Annotated in this window: 31 protein-coding genes; 10 read left to right on the forward strand and 21 right to left on the reverse strand. The window is 56.4% G+C overall.

Translation table 11 applies throughout. The features are described 5' to 3' along the window. The first annotated feature begins 30 nt into the window (after window positions 1-30). Window positions 31-408, forward strand: a complete 378-nt coding sequence (locus tag O77CONTIG1_RS10515; protein WP_068510386.1) for a response regulator — start codon at window positions 31-33, stop codon at window positions 406-408. Next, window positions 405-1,469, forward strand: a complete 1,065-nt coding sequence (locus O77CONTIG1_RS10520; protein ID WP_068510388.1) for an adenylate/guanylate cyclase domain-containing protein — start codon at window positions 405-407, stop codon at window positions 1,467-1,469. The genes O77CONTIG1_RS10515 and O77CONTIG1_RS10520 overlap by 4 nt, the downstream gene beginning before the upstream one ends. Before the next feature lie 91 nt (window positions 1,470-1,560). Here the strand turns inward: O77CONTIG1_RS10520 and O77CONTIG1_RS27855 are convergent, their stop codons facing one another. Then, window positions 1,561-1,866, reverse strand: coding sequence for a YebC/PmpR family DNA-binding transcriptional regulator (locus O77CONTIG1_RS27855; protein WP_317134246.1), 306 nt, complete (start codon window positions 1,864-1,866; stop codon window positions 1,561-1,563). Window positions 1,867-1,939: 73 nt separating this feature from the next. Continuing rightward, window positions 1,940-2,347, reverse strand: coding sequence for a YebC/PmpR family DNA-binding transcriptional regulator (locus O77CONTIG1_RS27860; RefSeq protein WP_317134247.1), 408 nt, complete (start codon window positions 2,345-2,347; stop codon window positions 1,940-1,942). Between the two features lie 193 nt (window positions 2,348-2,540). Between O77CONTIG1_RS27860 and O77CONTIG1_RS10530 the strand changes: the two genes are divergently transcribed. Continuing rightward, window positions 2,541-3,938: a class I SAM-dependent methyltransferase gene (locus tag O77CONTIG1_RS10530; protein ID WP_068510391.1), complete on the forward strand. Its 1,398-nt coding sequence runs from the start codon at window positions 2,541-2,543 to the stop codon at window positions 3,936-3,938. A gap of 279 nt (window positions 3,939-4,217) precedes the next feature. Here O77CONTIG1_RS10530 and O77CONTIG1_RS10535 read toward each other — a convergent pair whose 3' ends face one another. The 16 genes from O77CONTIG1_RS10535 to sat all read right to left on the reverse strand — a co-directional run bounded on the left by O77CONTIG1_RS10535 (window position 4,218) and on the right by sat (window position 17,804). Next, window positions 4,218-4,991 carry a phycobilisome rod-core linker polypeptide gene (locus tag O77CONTIG1_RS10535; protein WP_068510393.1) on the reverse strand — a complete coding sequence of 258 codons (774 nt, stop codon included), beginning with the start codon at window positions 4,989-4,991 and terminating at the stop codon, window positions 4,218-4,220. Between the two features lie 151 nt (window positions 4,992-5,142). Next, window positions 5,143-5,880 carry a phycobilisome rod-core linker polypeptide gene (locus O77CONTIG1_RS10540; RefSeq protein WP_068510394.1) on the reverse strand — a complete coding sequence of 246 codons (738 nt, stop codon included), beginning with the start codon at window positions 5,878-5,880 and terminating at the stop codon, window positions 5,143-5,145. Window positions 5,881-6,351: 471 nt separating this feature from the next. Beyond that, window positions 6,352-7,095 (reverse strand): phycobilisome rod-core linker polypeptide, encoded by a 744-nt coding sequence (locus tag O77CONTIG1_RS10545; protein WP_068510395.1) that lies wholly within the window; start codon window positions 7,093-7,095, stop codon window positions 6,352-6,354. Window positions 7,096-7,209: 114 nt separating this feature from the next. Then, on the reverse strand, window positions 7,210-8,052 hold the full coding sequence (locus O77CONTIG1_RS10550) for a phycobilisome rod-core linker polypeptide (RefSeq protein WP_068510398.1): 843 nt from the start codon (window positions 8,050-8,052) through the stop codon (window positions 7,210-7,212). 33 nt (window positions 8,053-8,085) lie between these two features. Further along, window positions 8,086-8,757, reverse strand: a complete 672-nt coding sequence (locus O77CONTIG1_RS10555) for a HEAT repeat domain-containing protein (RefSeq protein ID WP_068510399.1) — start codon at window positions 8,755-8,757, stop codon at window positions 8,086-8,088. A gap of 111 nt (window positions 8,758-8,868) precedes the next feature. Continuing rightward, complete coding sequence (locus tag O77CONTIG1_RS10560) at window positions 8,869-9,717, reverse strand: HEAT repeat domain-containing protein (protein WP_084782495.1); 849 nt, start codon at window positions 9,715-9,717, stop codon at window positions 8,869-8,871. A 47-nt stretch (window positions 9,718-9,764) separates the two neighbouring features. Next, the gene (locus O77CONTIG1_RS10565) at window positions 9,765-10,004 is read right to left on the reverse strand and encodes a phycobilisome linker polypeptide (RefSeq protein WP_068510401.1); all 240 of its coding nucleotides are present in this window, start codon (window positions 10,002-10,004) and stop codon (window positions 9,765-9,767) included. A gap of 126 nt (window positions 10,005-10,130) precedes the next feature. Then, window positions 10,131-11,012 (reverse strand): phycobilisome linker polypeptide, encoded by an 882-nt coding sequence (locus O77CONTIG1_RS10570; protein WP_068510403.1) that lies wholly within the window; start codon window positions 11,010-11,012, stop codon window positions 10,131-10,133. A gap of 129 nt (window positions 11,013-11,141) precedes the next feature. Continuing rightward, on the reverse strand, window positions 11,142-11,987 hold the full coding sequence (locus O77CONTIG1_RS10575; RefSeq protein WP_068510405.1) for a phycobilisome rod-core linker polypeptide: 846 nt from the start codon (window positions 11,985-11,987) through the stop codon (window positions 11,142-11,144). A gap of 421 nt (window positions 11,988-12,408) precedes the next feature. Continuing rightward, the gene (cpcA, locus tag O77CONTIG1_RS10585; protein WP_068510412.1) at window positions 12,409-12,897 is read right to left on the reverse strand and encodes a phycocyanin subunit alpha; all 489 of its coding nucleotides are present in this window, start codon (window positions 12,895-12,897) and stop codon (window positions 12,409-12,411) included. Between the two features lie 129 nt (window positions 12,898-13,026). Then, window positions 13,027-13,545: a phycocyanin subunit beta gene (locus O77CONTIG1_RS10590; protein WP_068510414.1), complete on the reverse strand. Its 519-nt coding sequence runs from the start codon at window positions 13,543-13,545 to the stop codon at window positions 13,027-13,029. A 600-nt stretch (window positions 13,546-14,145) separates the two neighbouring features. Beyond that, on the reverse strand, window positions 14,146-15,204 hold the full coding sequence (locus O77CONTIG1_RS10595; RefSeq protein ID WP_317134248.1) for an RluA family pseudouridine synthase: 1,059 nt from the start codon (window positions 15,202-15,204) through the stop codon (window positions 14,146-14,148). 38 nt (window positions 15,205-15,242) lie between these two features. Continuing rightward, window positions 15,243-15,464 carry a hypothetical protein gene (locus tag O77CONTIG1_RS10600; RefSeq protein ID WP_068510416.1) on the reverse strand — a complete coding sequence of 74 codons (222 nt, stop codon included), beginning with the start codon at window positions 15,462-15,464 and terminating at the stop codon, window positions 15,243-15,245. Window positions 15,465-15,731: 267 nt separating this feature from the next. After that, a complete protein-coding gene (locus O77CONTIG1_RS10605; protein ID WP_286132653.1) occupies window positions 15,732-16,220 on the reverse strand; it encodes a GNAT family N-acetyltransferase in 489 nt (162 codons plus the stop codon). Between the two features lie 26 nt (window positions 16,221-16,246). After that, window positions 16,247-16,489 (reverse strand): hypothetical protein, encoded by a 243-nt coding sequence (locus tag O77CONTIG1_RS10610; protein WP_068510417.1) that lies wholly within the window; start codon window positions 16,487-16,489, stop codon window positions 16,247-16,249. A 127-nt stretch (window positions 16,490-16,616) separates the two neighbouring features. Beyond that, entirely contained in the window at window positions 16,617-17,804 is a 1,188-nt protein-coding gene (gene sat, locus O77CONTIG1_RS10615; protein ID WP_068510418.1) for a sulfate adenylyltransferase, read from the reverse strand. 245 nt (window positions 17,805-18,049) lie between these two features. Here sat and O77CONTIG1_RS10620 point away from each other — a divergent pair, with 245 nt between their 5' ends. The 6 genes from O77CONTIG1_RS10620 to O77CONTIG1_RS10645 all read left to right on the forward strand — a co-directional run bounded on the left by O77CONTIG1_RS10620 (window position 18,050) and on the right by O77CONTIG1_RS10645 (window position 22,083). Next, window positions 18,050-18,382: a nucleotidyltransferase family protein gene (locus O77CONTIG1_RS10620; protein ID WP_068510419.1), complete on the forward strand. Its 333-nt coding sequence runs from the start codon at window positions 18,050-18,052 to the stop codon at window positions 18,380-18,382. Further along, the gene (locus tag O77CONTIG1_RS23480) at window positions 18,369-18,812 is read left to right on the forward strand and encodes a DUF86 domain-containing protein (RefSeq protein WP_084782498.1); all 444 of its coding nucleotides are present in this window, start codon (window positions 18,369-18,371) and stop codon (window positions 18,810-18,812) included. Before O77CONTIG1_RS10620 ends, O77CONTIG1_RS23480 begins: the two co-directional genes overlap by 14 nt. Window positions 18,813-18,963: 151 nt before the next feature. Beyond that, complete coding sequence (locus O77CONTIG1_RS10630) at window positions 18,964-19,305, forward strand: hypothetical protein (protein WP_068510420.1); 342 nt, start codon at window positions 18,964-18,966, stop codon at window positions 19,303-19,305. Window positions 19,306-19,385: 80 nt separating this feature from the next. After that, a complete protein-coding gene (locus O77CONTIG1_RS10635; RefSeq protein WP_068510421.1) occupies window positions 19,386-19,820 on the forward strand; it encodes a hypothetical protein in 435 nt (144 codons plus the stop codon). A 103-nt stretch (window positions 19,821-19,923) separates the two neighbouring features. Then, a complete protein-coding gene (locus O77CONTIG1_RS10640) occupies window positions 19,924-20,799 on the forward strand; it encodes a glutamate--tRNA ligase family protein (protein ID WP_197673366.1) in 876 nt (291 codons plus the stop codon). 207 nt (window positions 20,800-21,006) lie between these two features. Further along, a complete protein-coding gene (locus O77CONTIG1_RS10645) occupies window positions 21,007-22,083 on the forward strand; it encodes a hypothetical protein (protein WP_225894741.1) in 1,077 nt (358 codons plus the stop codon). Between the two features lie 66 nt (window positions 22,084-22,149). Here O77CONTIG1_RS10645 and O77CONTIG1_RS10650 read toward each other — a convergent pair whose 3' ends face one another. Then, the gene (locus O77CONTIG1_RS10650; protein ID WP_068510426.1) at window positions 22,150-22,959 is read right to left on the reverse strand and encodes a serine/threonine protein kinase; all 810 of its coding nucleotides are present in this window, start codon (window positions 22,957-22,959) and stop codon (window positions 22,150-22,152) included. 174 nt (window positions 22,960-23,133) lie between these two features. On the opposite strand from O77CONTIG1_RS10650, the gene O77CONTIG1_RS10655 reads away from it, so the two are divergent. Further along, the gene (locus tag O77CONTIG1_RS10655; protein ID WP_068510433.1) at window positions 23,134-23,889 is read left to right on the forward strand and encodes a phycocyanobilin:ferredoxin oxidoreductase; all 756 of its coding nucleotides are present in this window, start codon (window positions 23,134-23,136) and stop codon (window positions 23,887-23,889) included. 48 nt (window positions 23,890-23,937) lie between these two features. Here O77CONTIG1_RS10655 and O77CONTIG1_RS10660 read toward each other — a convergent pair whose 3' ends face one another. Both O77CONTIG1_RS10660 and O77CONTIG1_RS10665 read right to left on the reverse strand, forming a co-directional pair. Next, entirely contained in the window at window positions 23,938-24,228 is a 291-nt protein-coding gene (locus O77CONTIG1_RS10660; RefSeq protein WP_068510435.1) for a DUF3493 domain-containing protein, read from the reverse strand. A 62-nt stretch (window positions 24,229-24,290) separates the two neighbouring features. Continuing rightward, window positions 24,291-25,892: a serine/threonine-protein kinase gene (locus O77CONTIG1_RS10665; protein WP_317134249.1), complete on the reverse strand. Its 1,602-nt coding sequence runs from the start codon at window positions 25,890-25,892 to the stop codon at window positions 24,291-24,293. Window positions 25,893-26,009: the final 117 nt, after the last annotated feature.

Here is a 26,009-nt window from a genome sequence, read left to right on the forward strand (position 1 = left end):
TAAAGAGATGATGGGAGGAGACTTTGAAAAATGCCTAAGATACTCTTGGTAGAAGATAACGAAATGAATCGGGATATGCTCTCGCGGCGGCTGCTGCGGCGGGGCGCAGAGGTGCTAATTGCGGTAGACGGGGCGCAGGGAGTGGAAATGGCACAGGCAGAGCAACCAGATTTGATTTTAATGGATATGAGCCTGCCCGTGATGGATGGCTGGGAGGCGACGCGCACGCTCAAGGCAGCGGCAGACACAAAGGAAATTCCCATTATTGCCCTGACGGCTCACGCGATGGCGGGAGATCAGGAAAAGTGTCGAGAAGCAGGATGCGATGATTACGATACAAAACCAGTGGACTTTGCGCGGCTGACAGGCAAAATTCAGGCGATTTTGGGGGAAGGCTCGCTGAAATGACTCCTGAGCAAGGCGTTCTGCTAGTTGTTGATGACAACGAAATGAACCGCGATTTGCTGTCTCGGCGGCTCCAGCGCCAGGGGCATACGATTGTGACGGCCAACAACGGGCGCGAGGCGATTGACAAAATGCGATCGCAGCCCTTTGACCTCGTGCTTTTGGACGTGATGATGCCGGAGCTAAACGGCTACGAAACGCTAGAGCGGCTAAAGCAAGACCCCAATCTGCGTCATATTCCCGTCATCATGATTTCGGCGCTGGATGACATCGAGAGCGTCGTGCGCTGCATCGAGCTGGGCGCAGAAGATTATCTGTTCAAGCCCTTTAACCCGACGCTGCTGAAGGCGCGAATCGGCGCGTGTCTGGAGAAAAAGCGGCTGCGCGACCAGGAACAGTCCTACCTGAAGCTCATCCAGGCAGAGCAGGAAAAATCTGAACGACTGCTGCTGAACGTGCTGCCCAAGGCGATCGCCGACCAGCTCAAGCAAAGCTCCCAAACCATTGCTGAAAACTTCACCGAAGTCACCGTTCTGTTTGCCGACCTGGTGAACTTTACCGAACTCTCCTCCAAGCTCTCGCCCGCAGAGCTGGTAGAGCTGCTGAACCAGATTTTTTCCACCTTCGACCAGCTTGCAGAACTGCACGGTCTAGAGAAAATCAAAACCATTGGCGATTCCTATATGGTCGTCGGCGGGCTGCCTTTGCCCCAGACGGATCACGCTGAGGCGATCGCCCAGATGGCGCTGGATATGCAAACGGCGATCGCCCAGATCAACACCAGCCATATCCACCCCAGCTTTGGGCCACTGCAAATGCGCGTCGGCATCAACACGGGCCCCGTCGGCGCAGGCGTAATTGGCATCAAAAAATTCACCTATGACCTTTGGGGCGACACAGTGAACATCGCCAGCCGCATGGAGTCGCTCTCGCTGCCCGGCCGCATCCAGGTTAGCGCTGCCACTTACGATCGCCTGCACGCCAAGTTCCAGTTCGAGAAGCGCGGCGCGATCGAGGTTAAGGGCAAAGGCGAGATGACGACGTACTTTTTGCTAGGAAGTTAGCAGAGGAAAGAAAGAAGAACGAAGAGGGAAGAGAGAAGACGGAAAAATTTTCGTTTTTCGTTTTTCGTTCTTTGTTTTTCCTTCTTCCTTCTTACGTCATGCTGAGGGACATCAGCTCGTCCGACATTTCAAAATTGGCGGTGACGGACTGCACATCGTCCAGGTCTTCTAGCGCATCCATCAGCCGCAAAAGGTCAGAAGCCTGGGCGGGGTCGCTGACTTCGACGCTGTTGTTTGGGAACCAGCGCGGCTCTGCCTGGATGACCGGATAGCCTCGGTCTTTGAGGGCTTGGGTCAGGGCTTCTAGGTTGGTCGGATCGGTGAAGACTTCTGCGCCGGGAATATCGTCTTCCAGCGAAATTAGTTCATAGGATTCTGCGCCCCTTTCACGACACATCCTCGTCAATCACAGGCAGTTCCTTTTTGCTGGCAGGCGGCGGGCGCTTTCACCCGTCACCACGCCCTTTTGCTCAAACATCCAGCCGACGCAGCCCGTCTCGCCCCAGGTTGCCGCCGCGTTTGCTGAAGGCAGCCCGCAGGGTCGGGCGGGCAGTGCGGTTGCGTCGGTCAGCGCTTTCGATTAGGATGGCGATGCCGCCGGGACCATAGCCCTCGTAGCGGATAGCTTCCCAGGGTTGTCGCCCGCCCAGCTTGCCCGATCCTTTGGCGATCGCCCGCTCGATGTTGTCATTGGGAATGCCTGCCGCCTTTGCATTTTCGATGGCCGTGCGGAGATGAAAATTGCCCGCCGGATCAGGCACGCCGTTTCGCGCTGCGATAATAATTTGTCGAGAAATTTTTGCGAACGTTTTGCCCTTGACGGCATCCACACGAGCCTTTTGCCGCTTAATGTTCGCCCACTTACTATGTCCTGCCATGCACTCGATTGGTAAAACGCTTCTCTACCAGTTCCTGTAGTTTAGTTCCCGGAGTCCTTGAAGAGCCTCGAAACCCGTTTCCGAAACCCATCTCCTGAAGTTGCGTTGCGCCCCGGAACCTGCCAAAGCAGCCTACCTAACGCAAACACTATCCTAGAATAACTAGACTCAGATTCAACTGGAGGACACTCCGATGGTTGTTTCAGAATTGCAACGGTCTAAGGCTTCCGCCGCGCCCCAGTGGGCGATCGCCCTGCCGCCTGCCCTCCGCACCTGGCTAGAAGCAGCATTGAGTCATCTATCTGTGCCCCTTTGCTTAGATTTTTGGGGACGCGAGCAACTCTGGGTTCACTGCGATGCCAACAATCCGCCGCCGCTGACGCTCCAGATTCGGCATCCCGGCATCGTGCGATCGCTCTTGATGCGCCACGATCCGCTGGTGCTAGTGGAGGGCTATCTCAACGGCGACTGTGACTTTGTGGGCGATTTGGAAACACTGGTTATTGCAATGCAGCAGTTGGGCCGAGTGCCCATGCCGCTCAACTTCGCTACGCTGCAAGCCGCTCGCGCCGCCCTGTCGCTGCCCTCCCTCAAACTCCAGCCCAGTCCTTTCCCTGAAAAGACCCGCCACACCCCAGAGCAAGATCGAGCCGCTATCCATCACCACTACGACATGGGCAACAATTTTTATCAGCTCTGGCTCGATCCACAGATGGTCTATTCTTGCGCCTATTTTGAAACCGAGCAAATGTCGCTCGCCCAAGCACAAGAGGCAAAGCTAGACCTGATCTGCCGCAAGCTGCGCCTGTCGCCAGGGGAAACGCTGCTGGACATTGGCTGTGGCTGGGGGGCGCTGCTGCGCTGGGCGGTGGAGCGCTACGGCGTGCGCGGCTTTGGCATTACGCTCAGTCAGCAACAGTTCGACTATAACCAAGCGAAAATTGCGGAACGGGGCTTGGGCGATCGCCTCCAGGTGCAGCTCATGGACTATCGCGATTTGCCTCAAACGCCCACGTTTGACAAGATCGTATCTGTGGGCATGGTGGAACACGTCGGTCGCAGAAACCTGCCCGTTTATTTTCAGAGCATTGGGCGATCGCTCAAACCCGGTGGTCTGTTTCTCAATCACAGCATCACCGCCAGCACCGAGTGGAACGGCAGCAGCCTGGGCGAACGGTTTATCAACCGCTACATCTTTCCCCACGGTGAGCTGCTACAAATTTCGACGCTGCTGGCGGCGGCCGAAGCAGCAGGTTGGGAAGTTGTAGATGTAGATGCCTGGCGACTCCACTACGCCAAAACCCTGCGCTGCTGGGAAGCCAATTTGCAAAACGCTGCTGCTCAGGCAAAACGCCTCCTGGGTGAGGCGATGCTGAAGCGCAACCAGGAAAATAACGGGCGATCGCCCGCAATGTTTAGCGATGTGCCTCAAAGCCACCCCTATCGCTATCTGCAACTCTGGCGGGCCTATCTGCTTGGCTCTGCCCTCGGCTTTGAACAGAATCAGATGGGGCTTTATCAAACGCTGCTGCGTCCAAAGTCTGAGACCTGCTGGAATTTGCCGCTGACTCGCGCAGGCTGGCTGGCTTAGCGCCATGACGTGATGAAGTGATGAGGTGATGGAATCTTGAAGCAAAGGCGCAAAAACTAAATCCGGCCTTGCAAGTCCCAAAACCACTCGCTGGGCGACGCTTTAGGCAGCGCTGTCTGTGAGTAGCTTCAAGACTTGCAAAACCGGATTCTGGAGATCGCGCTCTGGCGATATTGGCAAGCTGATGAGGTTTGTTAGAGCGAATTTAGAGCGAATGTGGAATGCTCAATAGGGCGATCGCCCCACGACTCATCCCGAACCATTAACCCCTGAACCCCACTAGCGGCGACCGCGATAGGGCACCTTGTTCAAATAGTCGATATCGTTGGCGCGGAGCGTTTGAGCATAGTTGCCCTTGGCACCCACAGCGGCGGCCATGTCGCGATACTTGCGGGGGTCGCCCTCGGACAGCATCCGCTCCTGGAACTTGCGGCTGTAGAACTTCTCCACCACAAAGCGCCAGTCGGTCTTGGTGGTTCCCACTTTGTCGCGAAACTCTTCGCCGTAGCGCGGCGTGACCAGGTTAAACGGACGACCCTCGTCGCGGTTGCCCATGCGCTTGCGCTGGTAGGGCACGGTGTAGTCGCCAAAGGCGTTGGTATATTCCTCGCTGTCTAGCAGCGCGTCCACAAAACCGTCGAAGCCCTTGGTAGCGATGACGATTGACCAGGCAATGGTTTCGTCTTGGTTGTAGGCTTTGCGACCCAGCAGGCGGCGCAGCGTAATGTCCACCAAGCGATAGTTGTCGTTCACGCTGACGACCTGGCTATAGAAGCGCTCAGACAGCGCCAGCCCGCGCACAAAGTCGCGCACGGTGATCACACGGTTCTTGAGCTGAGATTCCAGCGCGGGCTGCCGGTTGAATTTGAGGATCTGATGTTCGCTAAACACCTGGCGATAGGCCGCCCAGATGACTTGCTGCATATCGGAATCGTCCGCAGCGTCTTCGAGGCGATAGATGTACGGAGTGTCCTCGTTCTGGTCAGCAGCGCCAAAGCTGCGAACCCGTTGGTTCTGAGTGGTTGGTTTGTATTCAAGCAACGGCAACGCCATTCAAGTATCTCCCTTCAGTTTTATGGAACGTCTGAAATGGTTCAAGCCAGCGGTTCTAACGATAGTTCAACGATGGTCTTTGGCTTATTATCCCGTGGATTGAACCCCTAGACTCCATCTGCAATCAGCTTTTTTGCAAATGGAATCCAGCTTATCCGGTGGCTCCGGGCAGCGAACTCACCAGCGCCAGCACCGCCAGCATCAGCACCAGCGCTAGCACGACAATCGACACACGCCCCCAGTTGGCCGTTTTGAGGAAGGTTTGCAGGTCGAAGGGCTGGTCAAAGTTCAGGGCAAATCGACCTACAGGGACATAGAGGCGGGGCTTCGGCAGCTTGTCGCGGTAGGCGGCTCCGTAGCGCGGCGTGAAGCTGAAGGGGCGATCGCCCATCCGTTTGCGCTGGTAGGGCACCACGTTGTCGCCAAAGGACTGAGTGTATTCGTCGCTGTCAACCAGTGCATCTACGAACCCGCCCCAGCCTTTTGTCGCAATCACAATCGACCAGGCGATTTCTTCGTCTTTGTTGTAAGGCGCACGACCAAGGAGCCGCTTCAGGCACATTTCCACCAGGCGATAGTTGTTGTTTGGCTCCACCACCAGCCGATAGAATCGCTCCGACTTGGCCAGCCCCCGAATGAAGTCTCGCACGGAAATGGAGTGATTGCGAAGCTGAGTTTCCAGCGCAATTTGCCGGTTAAACCGAAGCTGCTCTTGCTCGTTAAACACCTGGCGATAGGCGGCGTTGATCAGCTCGTCTACTTCATCGGCACCACGAGAGTCTTCGAGCCGATAGACATAGAGAATATCGCCGTTGGTATCGACCGTGCCGAAGCTGGAAACCCGCTGGTTTTGGGTGGTTGGCTTGTAGTCTAAAAGAGGCAATGTCATCTCGATTTCTCCTTCAATATCTGAAAGGTGAAGAGACTTCTTGCACAGAGTTGAGAATCAGGAATTTACGCTGGTTTGAATCAAAACGAGCAGTGTTTTAGTTCAGGTTTAGGGAACTGGAGGGATTGGATGCGGTGAGCAGGCGATCGCCCTTTATCCAAAAAACTGTAAGCCAAAATACACACGCTTTAAAACAAAAGAACAAACTCCTGACAAAAAAACGAACGGTTCTGAAATGCAGCTTAGTCAACGTTTAGGAAGCTAGCGAGAAAACTAGCGTGAATTATATTTTGAATTGACTAAACCCAGTTGCTCTCATGCAAGAGGTCACAATGTTAGGACGGGACGTGTAAAACGAGAAAGCGCATATCTTAAAACCGGATTTCAAGTGTTGGTGGTTGATCCGCAGCCTGCACAAAAAGCCCATACCCAAAAGCCCGTACAAACCACCAACCCCTGAAGTCCAGACCTTTAGCGGACAGGGAAGCTGGCCGAAGGACTGATCGATACGGGCACGCCCGCTGGGGTGCTGCTGCGGCTCATGTCGGGAATTTTGATATTCGCCGTAGACACCGAAGTAAATTGCATTGGCTTTGGCTGCACGGACTTGGCCATGTCGAGGAAGTTGCGAATATCACCCCACTTGTAGCGCTCGGCTTCCAGGCGATCGCGCCAGTAGTCGCCATAGCGCGGCGTGACCAGGTTAAAGGGGCGATCGCGATAGCGCCGCCGCTGATAGGGAACCGTGTTGTCGCCAAAGTTGGTGCTGTATTCGTCGCTGTCGAGCAATTGATCGACAAAGCCCTCAAAGCCTTCGGTGGCGATCACAATCGACCAGGCGATTTGCTCATCCTGGTTGTATGAGGCACGGCCCAACAGACGCTTCAGCGTAATGTCCACAATTCGATAGTTGGAATTGGTTTCCACCACCAGCTTGCGGTAGGTTTCCGACTTGGCTAGCCCGCGCACAAAGTCGCGCACAGTGATCGAGCGGTTCTTGAGCTGCGACTCCAGGTCGCTCTGACGGCTGCTCTTGAGAATGACGTGTTCGCTAAACACTTGGCGATAGGCCGCCCAGATCAGTTGCTCGATGTCGGAATTATCTGCCGCATCTTCCAGGCGATAGATGTAGGGGGTGTCTTCGTTGCCGACTTCATAACCGGGCACGCGCTGGTTTTGGGAAGCTGGCTTGTATGCAAGAAGGGGAATGCTCATGTTTTTTGAGGGATTAGGGATTAAGGGTTGGAGGTCAGGGGCCGGAACGGGAGAGAGGGTCAATAAAACAAGTCATTGCCTGACTCCTGACCCCTGATCCCTGACCCCTCTCTCCTAGTTCTTCTTCAGCGGCGGGATGTAGCTGTAGGGCAACCGAGCGGCGACGGGCTTAACGGTGGGCTTGGGGGTGCCGTTGTCTTCGCGGCTCATGTCGGGCACCTTGATGGCGCTGGAGGTGGAGCGGGCGACATCGCGCTGGGGCGTAAGCTGGGGCGTGATGATGCCTTTTGCCATGATGAAGAAGGATGCTGGAATCGCTTGCCGCACCACTTTCTTGTCGAGTTCGCCCGCCTGATACTGCCGCACTTGGTAGTAAGAGCGGGTCATCATTTCCCGCTCCAGCAGGCGGCCGCGCCAATAGTCGTTATAGCGCGGGTTCACCAGATTAAACGGTCGTGCCTCCATGCGGCGGCGCTGGTAGGGCACGATGTCGTCGCCAAAGTTAGAGCGATATTCGTCGCTGTCTACGATCGCATCGATGAAGCCGTGCAGACCCTTCGTGGCAATCACAATCGACCAGGCGATTTGCTCCTTTTTGCCGTAGGAGGGGCGACCCAAAAAGCGCTGCACCGTCAGCTCGACGACTCGATAGTTGGAGTTGAGTTCGGCGATTTGCTCTCGATAGACTTCCGACTTGCCCAACCCCCGAATAAACTCGCGCACAGAAATCGCGCGGTTCCGCAGTTGCGATTCCAAAAACGCCTGCCGATAGCTTTCCAGAATCAGATGCTCACTAAAAATCTGGCGGTAGCAGGCCCAAATGATGTTGTTGACATCGGTGTCGGAGGTGGCATCCGTCAGGCGATAGATCCGAGCGTCATCTTCATCTGGAACGTCGTAGCCGGGCACGCGCTGGTTCTGGGTTTTGGGTGTGATTTCGAGCAGGGGAATTGACATGGTGATTAGGGATTAGGGATTAGGGATTGGGGGTTAAGGGGCGATCGCCCGCCCTTCTCTTTCAGGAAAGCTATCGGGAACAGGCGGTGGAGATTGCAGCGTGGCGATCGCCCACCGAATGCGCGCCTGCACGGCAGTATCCGAGTCTTGAAGTGCTTGCAGCGTCTCGACAATCTGGGGCTGCAACGCCGAGGCGGATTGTCCCAGGGCGTGCAGACCGGCGATCGCCGCATAGCGGATTGACCAGTCGGCATCCTCCAGAATGCGAACCAGCGTGTCGTAGGTGCGGGATTGGGCGATCGCCCGCTCAGGCTCCGCCAGCTTTAGCCAGTGCAGTTGCCCCAAGCCCCTGGCAGCAGCGCGGCGCACGCTGGGGGCAAAGTCTGTCTCGGCGGCCGACAGCAGCACGTCCAACGCTCGCGGATCGGCGATCGCCGCCAGCGCCCGAATTGCGTAGGCCCGCGCGCCGTAGTTGTAGTCGTCCAGCAGCGTCAGCAGGGGCATCACCGCCGCTTCGCCCATCTGCACCAGCCCTTTCACCGCCATCACCGCCGCACCGGGATTGTTGAACCCCAGCGAGCGAATCAGCGTCGGAATCCCTTCCTCCAGGCGTGCCGCCGCTAGCGCCTGCACCGCCGCGATCAACCGTTCCGGCGAATCGGCCTGGTCGATGTCGGCGATGAGGGTGGCGAGGGGAGTGGGCATGGGGGAGGGGTGGATGGGTGATGGGGTGTTGGGGTGATGGGGTGTGGGAGCGATGGGGTGTAGGAGCGATGGGGTGTTTTCTCCCCCTCCCGCTCTCCTTTTACAACCTGCCTACAGCATCCCGTCCATCAGCGTTATTACCCGAATAGCATCGGCGCTGAGGGTATCGGGCGACTGACGGACGGCGCGTTCTAGCAATCCTTTGAGGGAAAAGAGCTTGAAGCTATTTTCGGTGGCGGCGGTGGCGATCGCCTCGGCGGCGGGGAGATAGCCCACAGCGCCCAGGTCAGACAGGGCGACGCGGCGCAGGTTAATGTCATCGCTTTGCAGCGCGGCCACCAGGCGATCGCCATAGGCGGCCTCTTCTGTAAGCTGGTACAGCGCCCGCACAGCGGAATATTGCACACGCTGAATCGGATGCTCCGCAAACGGTCGAATCACATCAACCGCTTCCACAGCACCCAGCGCACCCAGCGCTTCCAGGATGGCTTCGTAGGGCTGCGCCAGATGGGGCCGCCCCGGCACCTTCACCGCGGCCGCCACGCCGCCCGCCAGCAGCCCCAACAGCGCGGGCACGCAGGACGAATCGCCCAGCATCCCTAGCGATTGTGCCGCTGACTCGCGCACGTAGAAGTCTTCACAGCCAAGGCACTCGGTCAACCCCGGAACGGCACGGCGATCGCCCAGCTTGCCCAGCGCCCGGGCCGCATTCCGCCGCAGCGGATAGCCGCCCAGTTCCGTCCGGTCAGACTCGTCGCGCAGCGCTGCAATCAGCGCATCCACGGCCGCCGGATCAGACACGCGAAATTTCCCCAACCACCAGGCCGCGTAATAGCGCAGGCTGGTGTCGGGGTGAGCAAGATTGGCGATCGCCTGCTCCACCGTCAGCGTTTCTGCGCCAGCGGCTTCCGATACAGCGGTCGATTCCTCAAACTGCGTCTCCGATGTTCCGTCAAGCATTCCTGAACCTGGGGGGTCGCGTTCCGTCCAAAGGGGCGATCGCGTGCTTACGAGTCGCTCGTTAGCGGTTCGATCTTGACAATCTTGCCGCCCATCCGCAGGATGCGCTGCATCTCTTCGTTCATGCGGTTGTAGGGAACCGTGAAAAAGACGCTGCCGCTGTTGCGAATCGCATAATTGTTCTTGTCTGTCTCCTGGCTTTGGCGCAGACCCACCACTTCATAACGAAACATCCGCGCCCCCGAAGGCGAATTTGCGGCACTTCCTACAGCAGTTTGACCGTACATACTCTGTTCTCCATTGTTTTAGAGGGCAAAGGGAGGGATCAGAGGTCAGAGCGCTTAGGCCGAACCTAAAGCCTAGAAGCCTGTTAAAGGCTCAAGCCCGAACCCCCAACCTCTGATTCCTGAAACCTAGTTAGCGCTTGCCAGCGACACGCTGACGATCCGGCCGCCCTGGCGCTGGATTTGCTGCATCCGGGCAGAGAGCTGATCGTAGGGCACGAGGTAGGCGGTGCTGCTGCGGCGCAGCTTGGGATAGCCAACGCCAGAGCCGCCGTTCCGCAGACCTGCGACTTCGATGCGATAGACGCGGGCGCTTTCGCCCACAGAGCCGCCCAGGCACTTGCTGGGAGCCACGTCATCCGAAGCACGGAAGAAGGCAAAGCTGCCAACCCCAGAGGGACTGACGATGGAGGTCGGCTTGTTTTGGGCTAGGTCACGGGCGAGATGAGAGACGCGCCCCTCCGCCTGAGAGCGATCGCTATTGGCATAGCCGCGATAGAGACGGAACATGCGGTTAAAGGCGACCGTGCGGGCCCCGGCATAATACTCAAAGCCGCGATAGTAGGGCACGATGCTTTCGCCGAAGTTGGACTGATACTCCTCGGAGTCGATGTAGGAGTCGATATCCGCATCAAAGCCCTGAGTTTCGTAAAGATCCAGGTGGAAGATCACTTCCGACTCGTCGTAGGGCGCACGACCCAGCAGGTGCTTGTAGTTCAGCTCGATCACGCGGGTCTGGAAGTTGCCGTAGAGGAACTTCTGCTTGTACAGGTCAGACTTGGCAACGGCGCGGACAAATTCACGAACGCTGATATTGCCGTCGCGGAGGAGCGATTCGGCGCTGGTGAGTCGTTCGGACTTCATCAGGTAGTCGTTGCCCAACACCTGCCGATAGACGGCGCGGATGACGTTTTCGACATCCTCTTTGGTGTAATTGGGGCGGAGTTCTACCCGGGGCGCTCCGTCATACGGAGATGTTCCCAAACGGGATGCTGCTGCGGTAACTGGCACGGTCGATCTCTCCTTCGTGTTTGCGAATGGCTTGGAAGCGGTTGGCGCTTGAAGCTGACCCCAAACCCCAACCACTAGAAACCGGAACTCAAACGGGTAGCGGGCGATTCTTGAGGCTACCCTGAACCCTTAGACGGCGCTGATGCTAAGCACCCGGCCGCCAGCGCGATTGATCTGCTGGAGGCGTGTGGAAAGCTGATCGTAGGAAACGAGCAGGTCACGATTGCTGAGCCGCAGGGGGGCCCGGCCGCTGGCAGCGGACTGGGTATAGCGGACTCGATAGAGCTGGTCGCGATCGCCCGCTGCGGCACCCACCAACCCGGCTCCCGTTCCGACAAACTCGCTGACGCGACCCGTCGAAGGCGGCTGGATGGGCATGGGCAGGTTGCGAGCCACTTCCTGCGTCAGCCGGGGGCGGTTTTTGCCATACTGAGCGCGATCGCTGTTGGCATAGCCCCGATACAGCCGAAACATGCGCGTAAAGCCGACGGTCTTTTGCCCCCGCTGCGAGTTGAACCCGCGATAGGACGGCACGACCGAATCGCCAAAGCTTTCCTGATATTCTGCCGAGTCGAGGTAGGAGTTGATCTCTGCCTCGTAGCCCTGCTGGTTATACAGGTCAACATGGAAGGCGATCTCGGACTCATCGTAGGGTGCGCGACCCAACAGATGCTTGTAGTTCAGTTCGATGAATCGAATCTGGGGATTGGAATAGAAAAACTTTTCCTTGTATAGCTCAGACTGGGCGATCGCCCGCACAAAATCGCGGACGCTGATTTGCCCCTGCCGCAAAAGCGACTCTGCACTGGTCAGGCGCTCGCTTGCCATCAGGTGATCATTCCCCAGCACTTGACGATAGGCCGCCCAAATCACAGCTTGCACATCGTCTTCTGTCCAGCTTGGACGCAGCTCTACGCGATCGCTCGGCGAAAAAGCAGAAATACCCAATCGATCTGCCGCAACTAGACCGCTCATCTCAAATCCCTCCTCCTAAAGCTGACACTCGGTATTGAAAAAGCCCTTGTGACTAGAGGATGCTTGATCTTCAGCGTCCAGCGCAGAGAATCAACTTGATAAAGCTGAAACGAAAACCAAGAACAAAAGTCGAAACGCTTCACAAAGCTAGACTTTGCTGTTCCTGACAACTTGCGCTCCTAGACCACTCCGCTCTTGCCACAAGCGCGTCGAAATAAAACACAGATCCTCAACAGAGCTTCAGATCTTCAATCAAAATCAAAGATCGGCGTGAATATTGCTGGCAGCGACAATCCACCGCAGAGATTAGCTCAGATATCGCAAACCAGACCTCGCCTACAGATATAACAATGCCCGGAAAGGTAAACCCCTGCCAGTTGTGAACCAGCAATTGCTTACCTTTCCGGGCAAGCACAATCAACTAGCTCAGGGCGTTGATTGCGTAGTCGATGTAGGTGTTCGCTTCGTTCGCAGCCTGACCCGACAGACCGTGGTTAGCCTTGATGTACTTCAGAGCTTCCACGTACCAGCTGGGAGACAGATCGAAGGTGCGGTTGATTTCATCCAGACCAGCGATCAGGTACTCATCCAGAGGACCGGTGCCACCTGCAACCAACGAGTAGGTGATGATCCGCAGGTAGTAGCCGATGTCACGAGCGCACTTGGACTTGCCGCGAGAATCGGAAGCAAAGTTTGCGCCCTGCATCTGGGTGGTGTAAGGGAACTTCTGATACACGGCATTAGCAGCACCGTCGATCAGTTGCTGAGCGTTGTTGGTCAGCGCACGAGCAGCTTCCATGCTGGCAGCGGCACGCTCAAAGCGACCGTTGACAGCTTGCAGCTCGGTGTTGCTAAGGAAACGGCCTTGGGTATCTGCTGCGGCGATCGCTTCAGTAATCGGGGTCTTCATAGTCGAGATATCTCCCTAAAAAACCTAAAGTTGTCCTTGAGTATTTTGAAAACCGTCGGCATAAAGCCGAGAACTTAGGCTAGAGCCTGAGGCTGCACAGGACAGCGGTGGCCCATCACCAAAGCCAAATTACGCAACCGCAGCAGCAGCGCGATCGAAGTAGCTAGCGATTTCAGACACCAGCGCAGAGCAATCACCCTTGGTGATGCCGTTGGGGTCATTAACGATGGCGATCGCAGCGTCCTTCATTTTGGCAACACCAGCAGCCACAGAGCCACCGGGCACGCCCAGCGCTTGATAGGTTTCGCGCAAGCCGTTCAGGCAGCGGTCATCCAGAACACTGGAATCACCCGCCAGAGTTGCGTAGGTCACGTAGCGCAGGATGATTTCCATGTCGCGCAGGCAAGCAGCCATCCGACGGTTGGTGTAAGCATTTCCACCGGGCTGGATCAGCTGGGGCTGCTCTTCAAACAGAGAGCGAGCGGCGTTTGCAACGATAGTGGAAGCGTTGCTGGTCATGCGGTTAACGGCATCCAGACGCTTGCTACCATCCTTGACCACGTTGCTCAGAGCGTCGAGTTGGGCGCTGCTCAGAAACTCTCCCTTCGTGTCAGCCTGGGAAACGACTTTAGCGAAAGCATCTAACATGGACTCAATCTCCTAATCGTTTTGGTTGAGTTCGGTCTTAAAAACTGGATGAAAGGTAGCCCAGTCTTCACTGTTGCTGACGAATCGCAGTGCTGGGTTAACACAGCGACACATACAGCGTGGAATGGCTCCCACAGATGAGAGAGAACAGCTTAGCCGCTGGACTCATCTTCCCGGACGCAAGGTGCTTCTCATAAATCTGAGAAAAACTTCACAGTTAGATGAGAAGGTTTAGAACCTGGCAAACCAGCGAATTGTCGTACTCTGTCTGTGGTTTGTACCCTTCCGAATCTCTTTATACAATGCGGTTAACCCATTTACTTGTTACAAGTTATTAAATTGTATAGAACCGCTCAGATATTCCCGCTAAGCCTTGACAGGTAAGGCTTTTTGGCATGTTTCTGCAAATCATTTTCGGCATATTTGTTTACATTTCCGCCCCTGCCAGTTCCTCATAGAAGCAGGGTTTGGAATTTTAGATTCTCTTAAGAATTCTGGAAACCTTTGCCTGGACAAAGGTATAAATACTCTCTGAGGGCGGTCTGAGTCCACTCATAATTTTAAGCAATGTAAACAAGTCCTTCGCTAATTTGAGATTTGTCACACAAAACGCTGCCGCAAAACGCGCAAAAGCGTCGAAAAAGAGTCCGGCGGCGGGGCGATCGCCTCAATCTCTTTCTCAGAAATCGGGTGTTGCAGCCGCAGCTTCCAGGCATGGAGTGCCTGCCCCGGCAAGTTCACGCCGACGGATTTGCCGCCGCTGTAGACCGAGTCGCCTACCACCGGATGCCCCAAGTGGGCGCTGTGGACACGGATCTGGTGCGTGCGCCCCGTTTCCAGGTCAAATTGCATCAGCGTGTAGTTGCCGAGGCGCTCGATGACCTGCCAGTGGGTCACGGCTCGTCGCCCGCCGCGCTCTTCCGGCACGATCGCCATTTTTTTGCGATCGATTGGGTGGCGACCGATGGGCGCATCTACCGTGCCCGACTCTGACTTGGGCGCACCGTAGACCACCGCTAGATAGGTGCGTCGGGCGGTTTTGGTTTTGAACTGAGCCTGCAAACGCTGATGCGCCTGATCGGTCTTGGCGATCGCCAGCGCCCCACTGGTGTCTTTATCCAGCCGATGCACGATGCCGGGTCGCTGCACCCCGCCAATGCCCGCTAGGTCGGGACAGTGTGCCAGTAGCGCATTCACCAGCGTCCCCGTGGTGTGGCCCGGCGCAGGATGCACCACCAGACCCACGGGCTTATTCACAATAATCAGGTGTGCGTCTTCAAACAGGATGTCGAGGGGAATAGCTTCGGCTTGGAGCGTCATCGGCTCGGAAGGCGGAATAGACACAGTGAGGCGATCGCCCATCTGCACCTCTGCCTTTTTAGAGGTACAGGGAACTCCGTTAACGCACACCTGTCCTTGCTCGATCAGCTTTTGCAGGCGGGCGCGAGACAGGTCAGGCAGGTGCGCCGCGAGATAGCGATCGAGGCGATCGCCCCCATCGATTCCCGCATCCACCACTAGCTCCAGATCGGCTACATCGGCGGTTACATCGACGGCTGCATCAATGCCTTGGGACGCTGGCTCTAGGTCGTCAAACGCTTCATCGTCAACCGCTTCATCGTCAAAATCGCCTGAATCAATGCTCGGACGGTTAACCACAGTGCCTCCGCAGGCTGTCCCCATCAATGCCAGGTATCTTACTCAACATCCGGGCCGATTCCATCTTCTGGAAATACCCACTTGGGCGGCTCCATCGCTTTGCGGCGCAGCGCTTCCTCTGCCATTTCCAGCATCTTATCCAGCGACGTGGTTTCGATAAACTGCGATGCCTGGTTGCGATATTCCTGATTGGGACAGCGATCGCCCAGAACGCAGCCGTTTTTACACGCTTCGGCGCAGTTAATTTCGGTGGGGGTCATGGGGTGTTCTCCTTTTGAGTCAAGCGTTCAACGAATTTGGGCAGAATCGATTTTGGATTTTAGATTCTGGATTTTAGATTTTGGATCGCTAAACGAATCTGGACAGGATCGATTTTGGATTTTGGATGGATGACTTTGGATCGCCAATTGACCTACATCAGTCTCGCATAGCGCTCTTGATGCTTCCACCCGCAACCGAAGCCCCAAATCTCAAATCTCAAATCTAAAATCCCAAATCTGCCCCTCTACCTCAACCCTTCCCGCTGCCTAGCGGTCGAGCGGCTTGACCATCCAGATCGACTGTGGCACAAAGCCCAGTGATTCGTATAGCCGTTGGGCAGGCTGGTTTTGGCAGAACACATGCAGCCCCATCTGGCGATCGCCCCTCAGCCTGGCCCAATCTTCGGCTTGCCGCATCAGGGCCGTGCCAATTCCCCGGCGGCGATGCTCTGGTGCAACGTAGAGCAAGAAAATATGAGCATGGCGATCGCCCCGCACCTGATCCACTGCACTGCCCATCCACAAACAAGCCACCGGATCAGGAATTCGCAGGCCCCTATCTGCATGAGAACGAACCCACCACAGCGGCGTGTCGCCAGAGAAATATTGCTCGACGGTGTGCGCGAGATGGTCGAACCCTTCGCCAGGAAACAGTTCGCGGTAGGTGTGCTGCATAAACTTAACCAGCAGCGCTTGCTCAATTCCTGTGCTGCGGTAGATCAGGTATCCGGGGCACAAGTCGGCAGTGTCAATCACGGGTTACTAGAACGGGTTGCAACTGCTTAGCTTGCTGGGGCGATCGCCGCTTCATCCGGCAGCCCATGAATCAGCACATCCAGCGAGGAAGCCGTTTCTAGGGCAGTCAGATTGTCGGAATGACCCAGCCCAACTTGTTCCCCTGCTTCAATCGGCGCGGGCGCAGCCATGTCTTCGGGCAAAAAGATGCGGGCGCTCACTACCACCAGCGCCAGCACAAACATCAACACCACCAGCAGCGGCGCAATGTATTGACGAAAAATGGCCATTTCCTTCAGATCCTCTCGCGTATGGATTGGGGGTCTACTCTCATCCTATCGCTGCTGAGGGGGCAGCACGGTATCCGGGCGATCGCCCCGCCAACTCGCCCCGCCAACTACCCAAACCCACCCAACCCTAAATCTCAAACGACGGCTGCGGAATCTGCATTGCCCGCGCCAGTTCAGCCGCCACCAGCGGACGAGAAAACTCTGGCGGTGGCAGTTGTCCGTTTCGCAGCATTTCCCGCACCTTCGTCCCCGACAGGTGAATTCGTTCTTCGGGGGTGCTGGGGCTGGTTTTGGTGGTCGCCATCTGGTTGGTGCGGGTGCAGTAGAAAGCGTGTTCAAACTTCAGCGGCGTGATGCCCAGCGCTAGCGGGTCAAATTCGTCGAAAATATACTGCGCGTCGTAGGTTCCGTAATAGTCGCCCACGCCCGCATGATCGCGCCCCACGATGAAGTGTGTACAGCCATAGTTTTTTCGCACCAGCGCGTGGAAAATCGCCTCTCTAGGGCCGGCATAGCGCATTGCAGCCGGGTTGATCGCCAGAATCACTCGATCCTTCGGGAAGTAGTTTTCCAGCATGATCTCGTAGCAGTTCATCCGCACGTCGGCTGGAATGTCGTCCTCTTTGGTTGCGCCCACCAGGGGATGCAAAAACAGCCCGTCCACCACTTCCATCGCGCATTTGATAATGTATTCGTGGGCCCGGTGGATGGGGTTGCGGGTCTGGAAGCCGACGATCGTTTTCCAGCCCTTATCTCGAAACAGCGCCCGCGACTCGGCCGGGTCGATTTGATAGGTGGGAAAACGCGGATGGGCATCGCGCTGAAGCAGCCACACCGGGCCGGCCAGGTTCACCGGCCCCTGGCGATAAACCACCTTTACACCGGGATGCTTTTCTTCATTGGTGCGATAGACATGCAGCGCCTCGTGAACCTTGTCGTAGGTGTACTTTTGCGTCAGTTGCAGCACGCCAACAAACCGCCCCAGAGAGTCATCCAGCCGCACCAGCATCCCCTCTTTCAGCGGCGTGGCTTCTTCTTCCGTCACCGACAGCGTGATTGGGATCGACCACGGCAGCCCATTGGCCAGGTGCATTTCATCGACCACGCGCTGATAGTCTGCCTGCTCCATGAAGCCCGTCAGGGGGCTAAAGCCGCCGATCGCGATTAGCTCCAAATCTGACACGGCCCGCTCATCGAGCCGGAGCCGGGGCAAAAAGTCGGCTTTATCCAAAAACTCTTGCCGCTGCTCTGGCGTGCAGATTCGGTTAATCAACGTCCCGCCGTGGGCAGGGGCCGGATCGGGGAAGTGAGTCATGACTGCTTTAGGTTTTGTTTAGATTTGCTACTAGCCTTCATCCTACCAGCAGGGGCGATCGCATTTGAATTGCCCACTGGCTCCTCCCAGTCCCTCTAGCCCCCAGATCCTCTCCAAAGCCATGCCGCATAATCGAGTGATAGAAGGCAAGCATCTGAGCGAAATGCAATCCTTATGGTTTGAAATATTGAATTTGAGAGATTGAATTTGAAATATTGAACTAAAAATATTGAACTAGAGGTTGAATGATGGTTTCTCAACTTGCCCCCCCACTAAATCAACGCATCCCGGCCTCTCTTGAGCAGATTGCTGAGTTTTGCCATCGCTGGAAAATCATCGAATTTGCCCTCTTCGGTTCCGTGTTGCGAGACGACTTCCGCTCTGACAGCGATATTGACGCACTTGTGACCTTTGCCCCCAGCCCAGGTTGGAGCTTATTTGACTGGGTGGATATGAAAGATGAACTTGAAGACCTATTCAGAAGAAAAGTGGACATAACCGATAAAGAAAGGCTGAAAAATCCCTATCGACGGCATGAAATTTTGCGAACCCATCAGGTGATTTATGCAAGCAAATAACCGCGATGTCGGGTCGCTATGGGATAGGGTCAGCGCTATTCGCCGAGTTCAGGAATTTACTGCAAGCCTAACCTACAGCATTTTCTTGCGGGGTGAGGCACACGCTGCCCTCACAAGGCAAGGGCTTATTGACCATCCGTGTGCCTCACTAGCTTCAAAAATGCTGTATGAGGCTTATTTGGATAATATTCTTGTCCAAAGCGCGGTAGAAAGACAGCTTGAAATCTTAGGAGAAGCCGCCCGCAGACTATCGAACGAATTTCGACAAGCCCATCCCGAAATTGGCTGGCGCAGAGTTATTGGATTACGCAATATCCTGATTCACCGTTATGACGAAATCCGCCAAGAAACCATTTGGAAAACAGCTATCTCAGAACTGGAACCGCTACGCACTCAACTAGAAACGTTGTTATCCTCATGGCCTGATTAAATCTTTTATGAAGTTCTGGGTAGGGGACGATTCGCGCATTGTCAGTGACCGATCGGGGTATGCCATATTGGACGTGTCAGATCAGGATGCTGAATCTGGATATCCTGAGTCTTTAACGGCTTTACCCCAGAATTTTCTGAATCTAAGTCTCATGCTGCGTGGCAAATTATTCCTGACCTGTGCTGTGGTGATGTTTGCAAGTACGCCTGCGATCGCCTGCGACGAGTCTGCCTTTGCTCAAATTCCCTTTTGTGAAATTGCCGAGCGCGAATCTGACCCTGCGGTGATTGCCCGCTCCTGTCCCTTTGTCTATTTTTCTATGGGTGAAAATGAGCAGCCCAGCGGCTTTTTCTTGCACCTGTCTCAGGACAATGCCGAGCTAGAGCAGCGATTGCAGATGGAGTGCGGCGGCTATGCTGGCAGAATTATGGAAACGGTCGCTTTTTTTGAGCAATATCCAGACATGCGAGTTTATTTAGGAAGATCGAATTAGGGCGATCGCCCATCCTTTTCCTGCCATCTCTACAGAACTGTTCTGAACTATTCAGAATCCATACGTGAGGTGAAATCTGAATGAACCGCCTTCAAAAGATTGCCATCGGTTGCGGAACGCTTGCTTTGGGGGGCGTACTGCTGCTGGGATGGATGATGGGAGCAGCCCCGTGGCGATCGCCCCGCAACTTGGTAGAACGCATGATTGGTGTTTCTCTACCCCACGGCGTTACGCCAGAAGTGAACTTTAGCGGGCTGCTCGGCCCCATTCCGACAGACATTGAATATATTGCCCACGTCAATTTTGGGATGCCTGTGGACAACCTGGAAGCCTTTGTAAACACGCTGGGCTGTCCTGTTCCAAGTGCAGAGAATCAGTACGAATGCATCTTGGACTTTCCACAAGGTCCAGGCGGAACACCACCCAAGAGCGGCACAGCGGAGTCTCGGTTGTTCCAGTTCCGGCTTCAGGAGAATGGAACGGTTCGAGTGCAGATGCGCCTACTGGCCACGTGAGGCTGATTCTGGAGAATTTGTCACGAGAATTCATCATGAGAATTCACTGCGGACATTGCGCCTTCGGGTTTACCATTTCCCTTTAGGACTTACGCAGTTGGAAGTGGATGATTCATTCGCGGTGTTGCCATTGACCCATGCCTATCGCGGGCGACTCGCGCCAACACCCAGCGGGCACCTGCACCTGGGTCATGCCAAAACATTTTGGACGGCGCAGCAGCGGGCTGTGCAGCATGGCGGCGTGCTGGTTTTGCGAATCGAAGACCTCGACCGCGATCGCTGCAAACCCGAATATTCTGACGATTTGCTGGAAGATTTGGTCTGGTTTGGCTTTTTCTGGCAAGAAGGGCCCGACGTAGGCGGCCCATTTCAGCCCTACAGGCAGCGCGATCGCCAGTCGTTCTACCACCAAACCTGGCAGCAGTTGAACCATCTCGGCGCGATTTATCCCAGTCCCCACTCTCGCAAAGATGTGGCCAATGCGCTCCGTGCGCCCCATGAGGGCGATCGCGAAGTGATCTTTCCCGTCGAATTGCGTCCTGCAACGTGGGAAGCAGCGACGGAACCCGGCGAGATGAACTGGCGCTTTCGCGTGCCCGATGGCGAGGCGATCGCCTTTATAGACGAACATCTAGGCCCACAGCGCTTCATTGCAGGGCAGGACTTTGGCGACTTCATGGTGTGGCGGCGAGACGGGCTGCCCAGCTATGACCTGGCCGTCGTGACCGACGACCACACAATGGCGATTTCCGAAGTGGTGCGCGGCGAAGACCTGCTGCTTTCCGCCGCCAAGCAGATTTTGCTCTATCGCACACTGGGCTGGGAAATTCCGGCGTTCTATCACTGTCCCTTAGTGCGCGATGCAGCAGGCAAGCGACTGGCAAAACGCGACGGGGCCCGTAGCCTGCGATCGCTCCGGCAGCAGGGCATTACCCCAGAACACATTCGAAAATCGTGGGAACTGTTCCCGGAGTCTTGAACTCAAAGCCAGACCTCTCAGCAATGGGGAAAGTTCCGGCTCTGACCAGCGAAACGGTAATCCTTCTCTGACTAATCCTGCTCTGACTAATCCTTCTCTGACAAGGCGTACCTCCTGTACGGTAAACATGAGAAGCAGGCTATGATCGGCGATCGAGCGGAACTCTAGCTCATCCGGGTGCATCGATAGACCTGCCCGTATTCCTTCTTGAGTCCAACCGTCCCGTTCAAGGAGCTATGCCCCATGCCCCGGTTTTCGCTGAAGCGGGCGATCGCCCTCTGGCTCGTTCTATCGGCGGCGCTGGTCGCGCTGCTGATTAGCGAATCGCCTACGCTGGCCCACACGCCCTTTGCCAGCATCGAGATTCAGCCCAGCGCCGGCCGGCCGATCCATCTGCCCAACCGCATTTTTGACTGCACCCAAGGTGCGGCCCAGTGGCAGTGCAGCGCTGCTCTGGCCGAACAGCCGCTCGACCTGACCTGGCGCTATAGCCCAGCATTTCCTACTGAACTGGGGGACTGCGGCGCAAGCTATGCAGGGCGAATCGTCTCTTGCCACGGAGCGGGAATGGACTATGTACGCGGGTTGCAATATCGCTATGCCTTGCAGGGCGATCTGGGGCTGGGTGCGGCGCAGCTAGACGGGCTGCGGTGGCAATATTGGGGTATTAACCTGCTGATGTCCCTGCGGGAGTTGGGGCTGATTGGGCTGGGGTTGGGGCTGTCGCTGGTGGGTGGGGTGCTGGTGGCGCTAGGGGCGTGGCGCAGTCCGGGGCGCTGGGCCAAGGGCATTGCCAGCTTTGCCTGCGGCATGGGGATGGCGCTGCTGGTGGCTAACTATTTTGGGCGAGTTTTGCTGGAAACGCTGAGGGGGTTCGGCATTTCCGACAATCAGTGGCAATGGCTGACCCATGGGCTGGCGATCGCCACTGGCATTGGCACCTGGATCAGCACAGCGGCGTTACTCTATTTCCCCTTTGGCCCAGTGATGCGGCTGATCGTGAGCCTGCTAGCGGGGGTGTCCCTGTTTAGCCTGCTGGCGCAGTCCGTAGGCATTGGCTACTTGCTAAGTTTTCTGGGACTTCCGATTGACAATAACCTGGCGTGGAGCCATCTACCGATTTTTATCGCCAGCGGGGCGGCGTGGCTGGCTGCATTCTGGCTCTATCGCAAACGACCTATCAACACCCGCCGTTTTCTGAGCTTTACAGGCGGCATGGGGGTCTTTTCAATTGGGTCGCTGCTGGCGCTAATGTGCTTGCTGTGGCTGGGCTATGTGGATTAGGAGTAGAAGTTCATCCCCAATCCAAAATCCAAAATCCCCAATCCAAAATCTAAAATCCCCTCCCCTCTACCCCGTGGGCAGAGCCGCCAGAGCCGCATCGGCGTTGCGAAATCGCTGGGTCACGTCTGGATCGGTCATTTGCTTCAGCCAGGTGGCAAAGTCGGAGCTGCACTGGAGGCATTGATCCAGATCGATGCGAAATCCTCGGTGGGGCAGATTCATCGGTTCTATTCCGGTTAAACCTGCAACCAGCGTCATACCAAGGCTGTAGAGATCGGAGGCGGTCATGGCGCGGCGACCAATTTGCTCTGGCGCGATGTAGCCTTCGGTGCCCACAATGCTAAAGGTCGTTCCGTCGGCGGGCGTGAGGGATTTTACCGAGCCAAAATCGACCAAACTGACCTGAGTGGCGATCGCCCCTTCATCGTCCGACAGCAGCACGTTGCTGGGCTTGATGTCCCGATGCACAATGGGCGGCTGCTGTGCGTGCAGATATTGCAAAATTTCCAGTGCCTTCCGCGCAACCTGTTTGGCTTCGGCTTCGCTGAGGGTGCGCTTGGCTTTGAGGTATTTATCGAGCGAGGTTCCCGGCAAGTAACTCTGGATCAGCGCCAGGGCCTTGCCGCCGCGAGGCAGGTCGATTTCAAAGTAGCCCAGGTAGCGCGGCGTGGCAGGGTGGGCCAGCACTTGCAGTGCATCGGCCTCGCGGGTAAACAGCTTGAGATCGTCGGGGCCAAGGTTTTCGTCGATAAAGACGACCTTGAGGATGACGGGTTCCTGGGTCATTAGATCGCGGGCTAGCAGCGTCCAGCGGCCAGACTTTTTGCCGAGTTGCTGTTCCACTTCGTAGCGATCGCCGAGTATCTGACCTGACATAATACAAAGGTTGAGGGTTATGAATGTTCGTCTAGCGCACTGACTGCACTAGACGTGCTGCCTATCGTCGTAGCACCACTGCACAGTTTGCTCTGCGGAATCATAAAGCAACAGCCTAACTTCAAGCCTATCGCTAGAGCCGCCTCTCGACACCCGTACTCACGATTTAACACCATGTCTTTTTCCGTTTCGTCGTCCGCTTCCCAGTCCGACTCAATCCGCCAACAGCAGCATCCCCTGATTCGCGCTCTGGCGGATCGAATCGAGGCTATATGGCAAACCCATCTGGACTTGTCGCCCTATCACCTGCCCGAAGACCTAGGCTACGTAGAAGGACGACTGGAGGGCGAACGCCTAGTGATTGAAAATCACTGCTACCAAACGCCGCAGTTTCGCAAGCTGCATTTAGAACTGGCAAAGCTGGGCACTGGGCTGGATATCCTGCACTGTGTTATGTTTCCCCGGCCGGACTATGATTTGCCCATGTTTGGCGCAGATTTAGTAGGCGGGCGCGGCCAGGTAAGCATGGCGATCGCCGATTTGTCGCCCGTGCGGGGCGATCGCAGCCTGCCCGGCAGCTACGTGGGCGAATTGGAATCTCTGCCGCCGCTCCAGTTTTCGCAGACGCGCAGTTTCCCCACCTGGGGCACGATTTTTTCCAGCTATTGTCTGTTTATCCGCCCAGAGTCGGAGGATGAACAGCAGCAGTTTCTCGATCGCGTCGAAGCGTACCTAAAGATTCACTGTGAACGGGCGATCGCCACTCCCGCCACCCCCGAAAAACAGTCTGAAATTCTGGCGGGACAGCAGCACTACTGCACCCAGCAGCAGCAAAACGACAAAACCCGCCGCGTCCTAGAAAAGGCCTTTGGCGAAGACTGGGCAGAGCGCTACATGACCACGGTGCTATTCGACTTGCCCACAGGGTAGCAGCGCATCTCAATCTCAATAGCGAACCGCACAGCGTCGTTAAATCCGTTATCCCCGCCGACGGGCGGCCGCCTTCTGTTCCAGCCGAAAGAGCCACACCATCAGCGCCACCAGCCCCAGTTGCAGCGCCAGATTGGGCAGTGTGTCGCCGTCGCCCCGCCCGGCCGCAAGCTGCGTGGCAAAAATGAACGCACCGATTAGCCCGGATGCACCAAATGCTAGATAGACAAACTGCCGCAGCCCCCGATAGGGCGCTTTTGATTCTGCCACCAGCCGAGCATAGGCTTCTGGATCACGCTCCTTCAGCTTCTCGCCCCGCTCCCGCAACCGATCTGTCATGGCTATTCACCACCCTGGCAATTGTTCAGGTAAAACTCAGCGGGCGTGATAGCCCCGCCTATCTACCATAGCCCTCGTTTGCCGCTGGGGTGAACTGTTGCCCAGTTGGTTCGCGCTAGCGCTAGTTGTTCGTCGCTAATCTTGGCTCCGGTCAGGTCTGCGCCGCAGAGGTTTGCCCCCCGCAGGTTGGCGTGGCTTAGATAGGCATAGCTCAGATCTGCCCCCCGCAGGTCTGCTCCCTGCAAATCCGCATGGCTAAGATAGGCCCGCGCCAAGTTTGCATTTTTCAGAATCGCCTGATTCAGACTGGCTCGACCAAAATCAGCATTAAACAGGTTTGCGCCCTGAAGGTTCGCCTTATGCAGTTTGGACTGGTGAAAGTTTGCCCCTGTGAGCGCGACCTTAGACAGGTTCAGCAGGCTCAGGTCGCGAGAGGTAAAGTCGCGCTTACCCTTGGCGTAGTCGTTCAGCAATTCATCCGCCCGTAGCTTAGGCAGCAGCGCCGGATGTCCGCCAGAGTTGCCGCTGCTGCCGCCCGACGCGCCCCGACCACGCTCGACCGTACTGACAGAGGCGGGTTTTTGGATGGCGGTGCGGCGCTGTCCTCCCGTGTAGGGCGAACCGCCGGAATCTCCTACAGACTTGGATTGCCGTGCGCGAATCGCGGCCGCCATGCGGGCAGAGGGCGAAGAGGGAAAGAGATTGCCGCTGAGGTCACCAGAGGGCGTGTGGTGATGAGGAGAGATCTCCGGCTGACGGGCAGAAGGGCGTGCAGGCTTCACCATGCTCTGGGCTAGGCTGTCGAGGTATGGCTCTAGATCCAGCGCCCGCAGCACTTCCCCCGCGTTCTGATAGCGATGGCGAACGGAAACCTCCAGCATCTTTTCCAACACGCCCGCAAAGTGTTCGCTGATGTGAACCTGTTCGCGCCACAGAATCTCACCCGTGGTCGGGTCGTAGTCCATGTCCTTCGGCGCTTTGCCCGTCAGCAGGTAAATGCAGGTAACGCCCAGCGCGTAGATATCGCTGGCATAGACGGGGCGCATGGCCATTTGCTCTGGCGGGGCATAGCCAGGAGTGCCAATGGCGTAGGCCGTCAGGGCAGTTTGCTCCGTTGCACCTGCTCGCACAGGGTTGACCTGATCTTTCACCGCGCCGAAGTCGATCAGCACCAGCTTTTTGTCTTGAGTGCGACGAATCAGGTTGGCGGGCTTGATGTCGCGATGAATCACCTGCTGAGAATGCACGTACTGCAACATCGGCAGCACTTCGCTGAGAAACTGCTTGACCCCGGCTTCGCTGAAGGGGCCATTTTGCTTCACCTCTTGCTGGAGGGTGGAGCCGCTAATGTATTCCTGAATCAGGTAAAATTCTTGGTTTGCCTCGAAGTAGTCGAGCAGGCGAGGCACCTGGGGATGGTTGCCGATTTTACCCAGCGTTTTGGCTTCTCGGCGGAATAGCTCCCGTGCCATTTGCAACACATGGGGGGAGGAGGCGACTGGACGAAGCTGCTTGATTACGCAGTAAGGACTGCCGGGAAGCGATTCATCCTTGGCTAGAAACGTGGCTCCAAATCCGCCATGCCCAAGGGACTGCACCACCCGATAGCGATCGCGCAACAGCAGCTTGGAGCCACAGGCCTGACACAGCTCAGTATGAGTCAAGTTCTCTGGTTTTGGACAGGCAGGATTTAAGCAGTAGCTCATTCGGCATCACTCGTTAGGTTGACCGCCGGGCGTATATCTCAAAGTGAGAGCATGCACCTCTTCTACAATTATCGG

The sequence above is a fragment of the Leptolyngbya sp. O-77 genome, assembly GCF_001548395.1.
Classification (GTDB): domain Bacteria; phylum Cyanobacteriota; class Cyanobacteriia; order Elainellales; family Elainellaceae; genus Thermoleptolyngbya.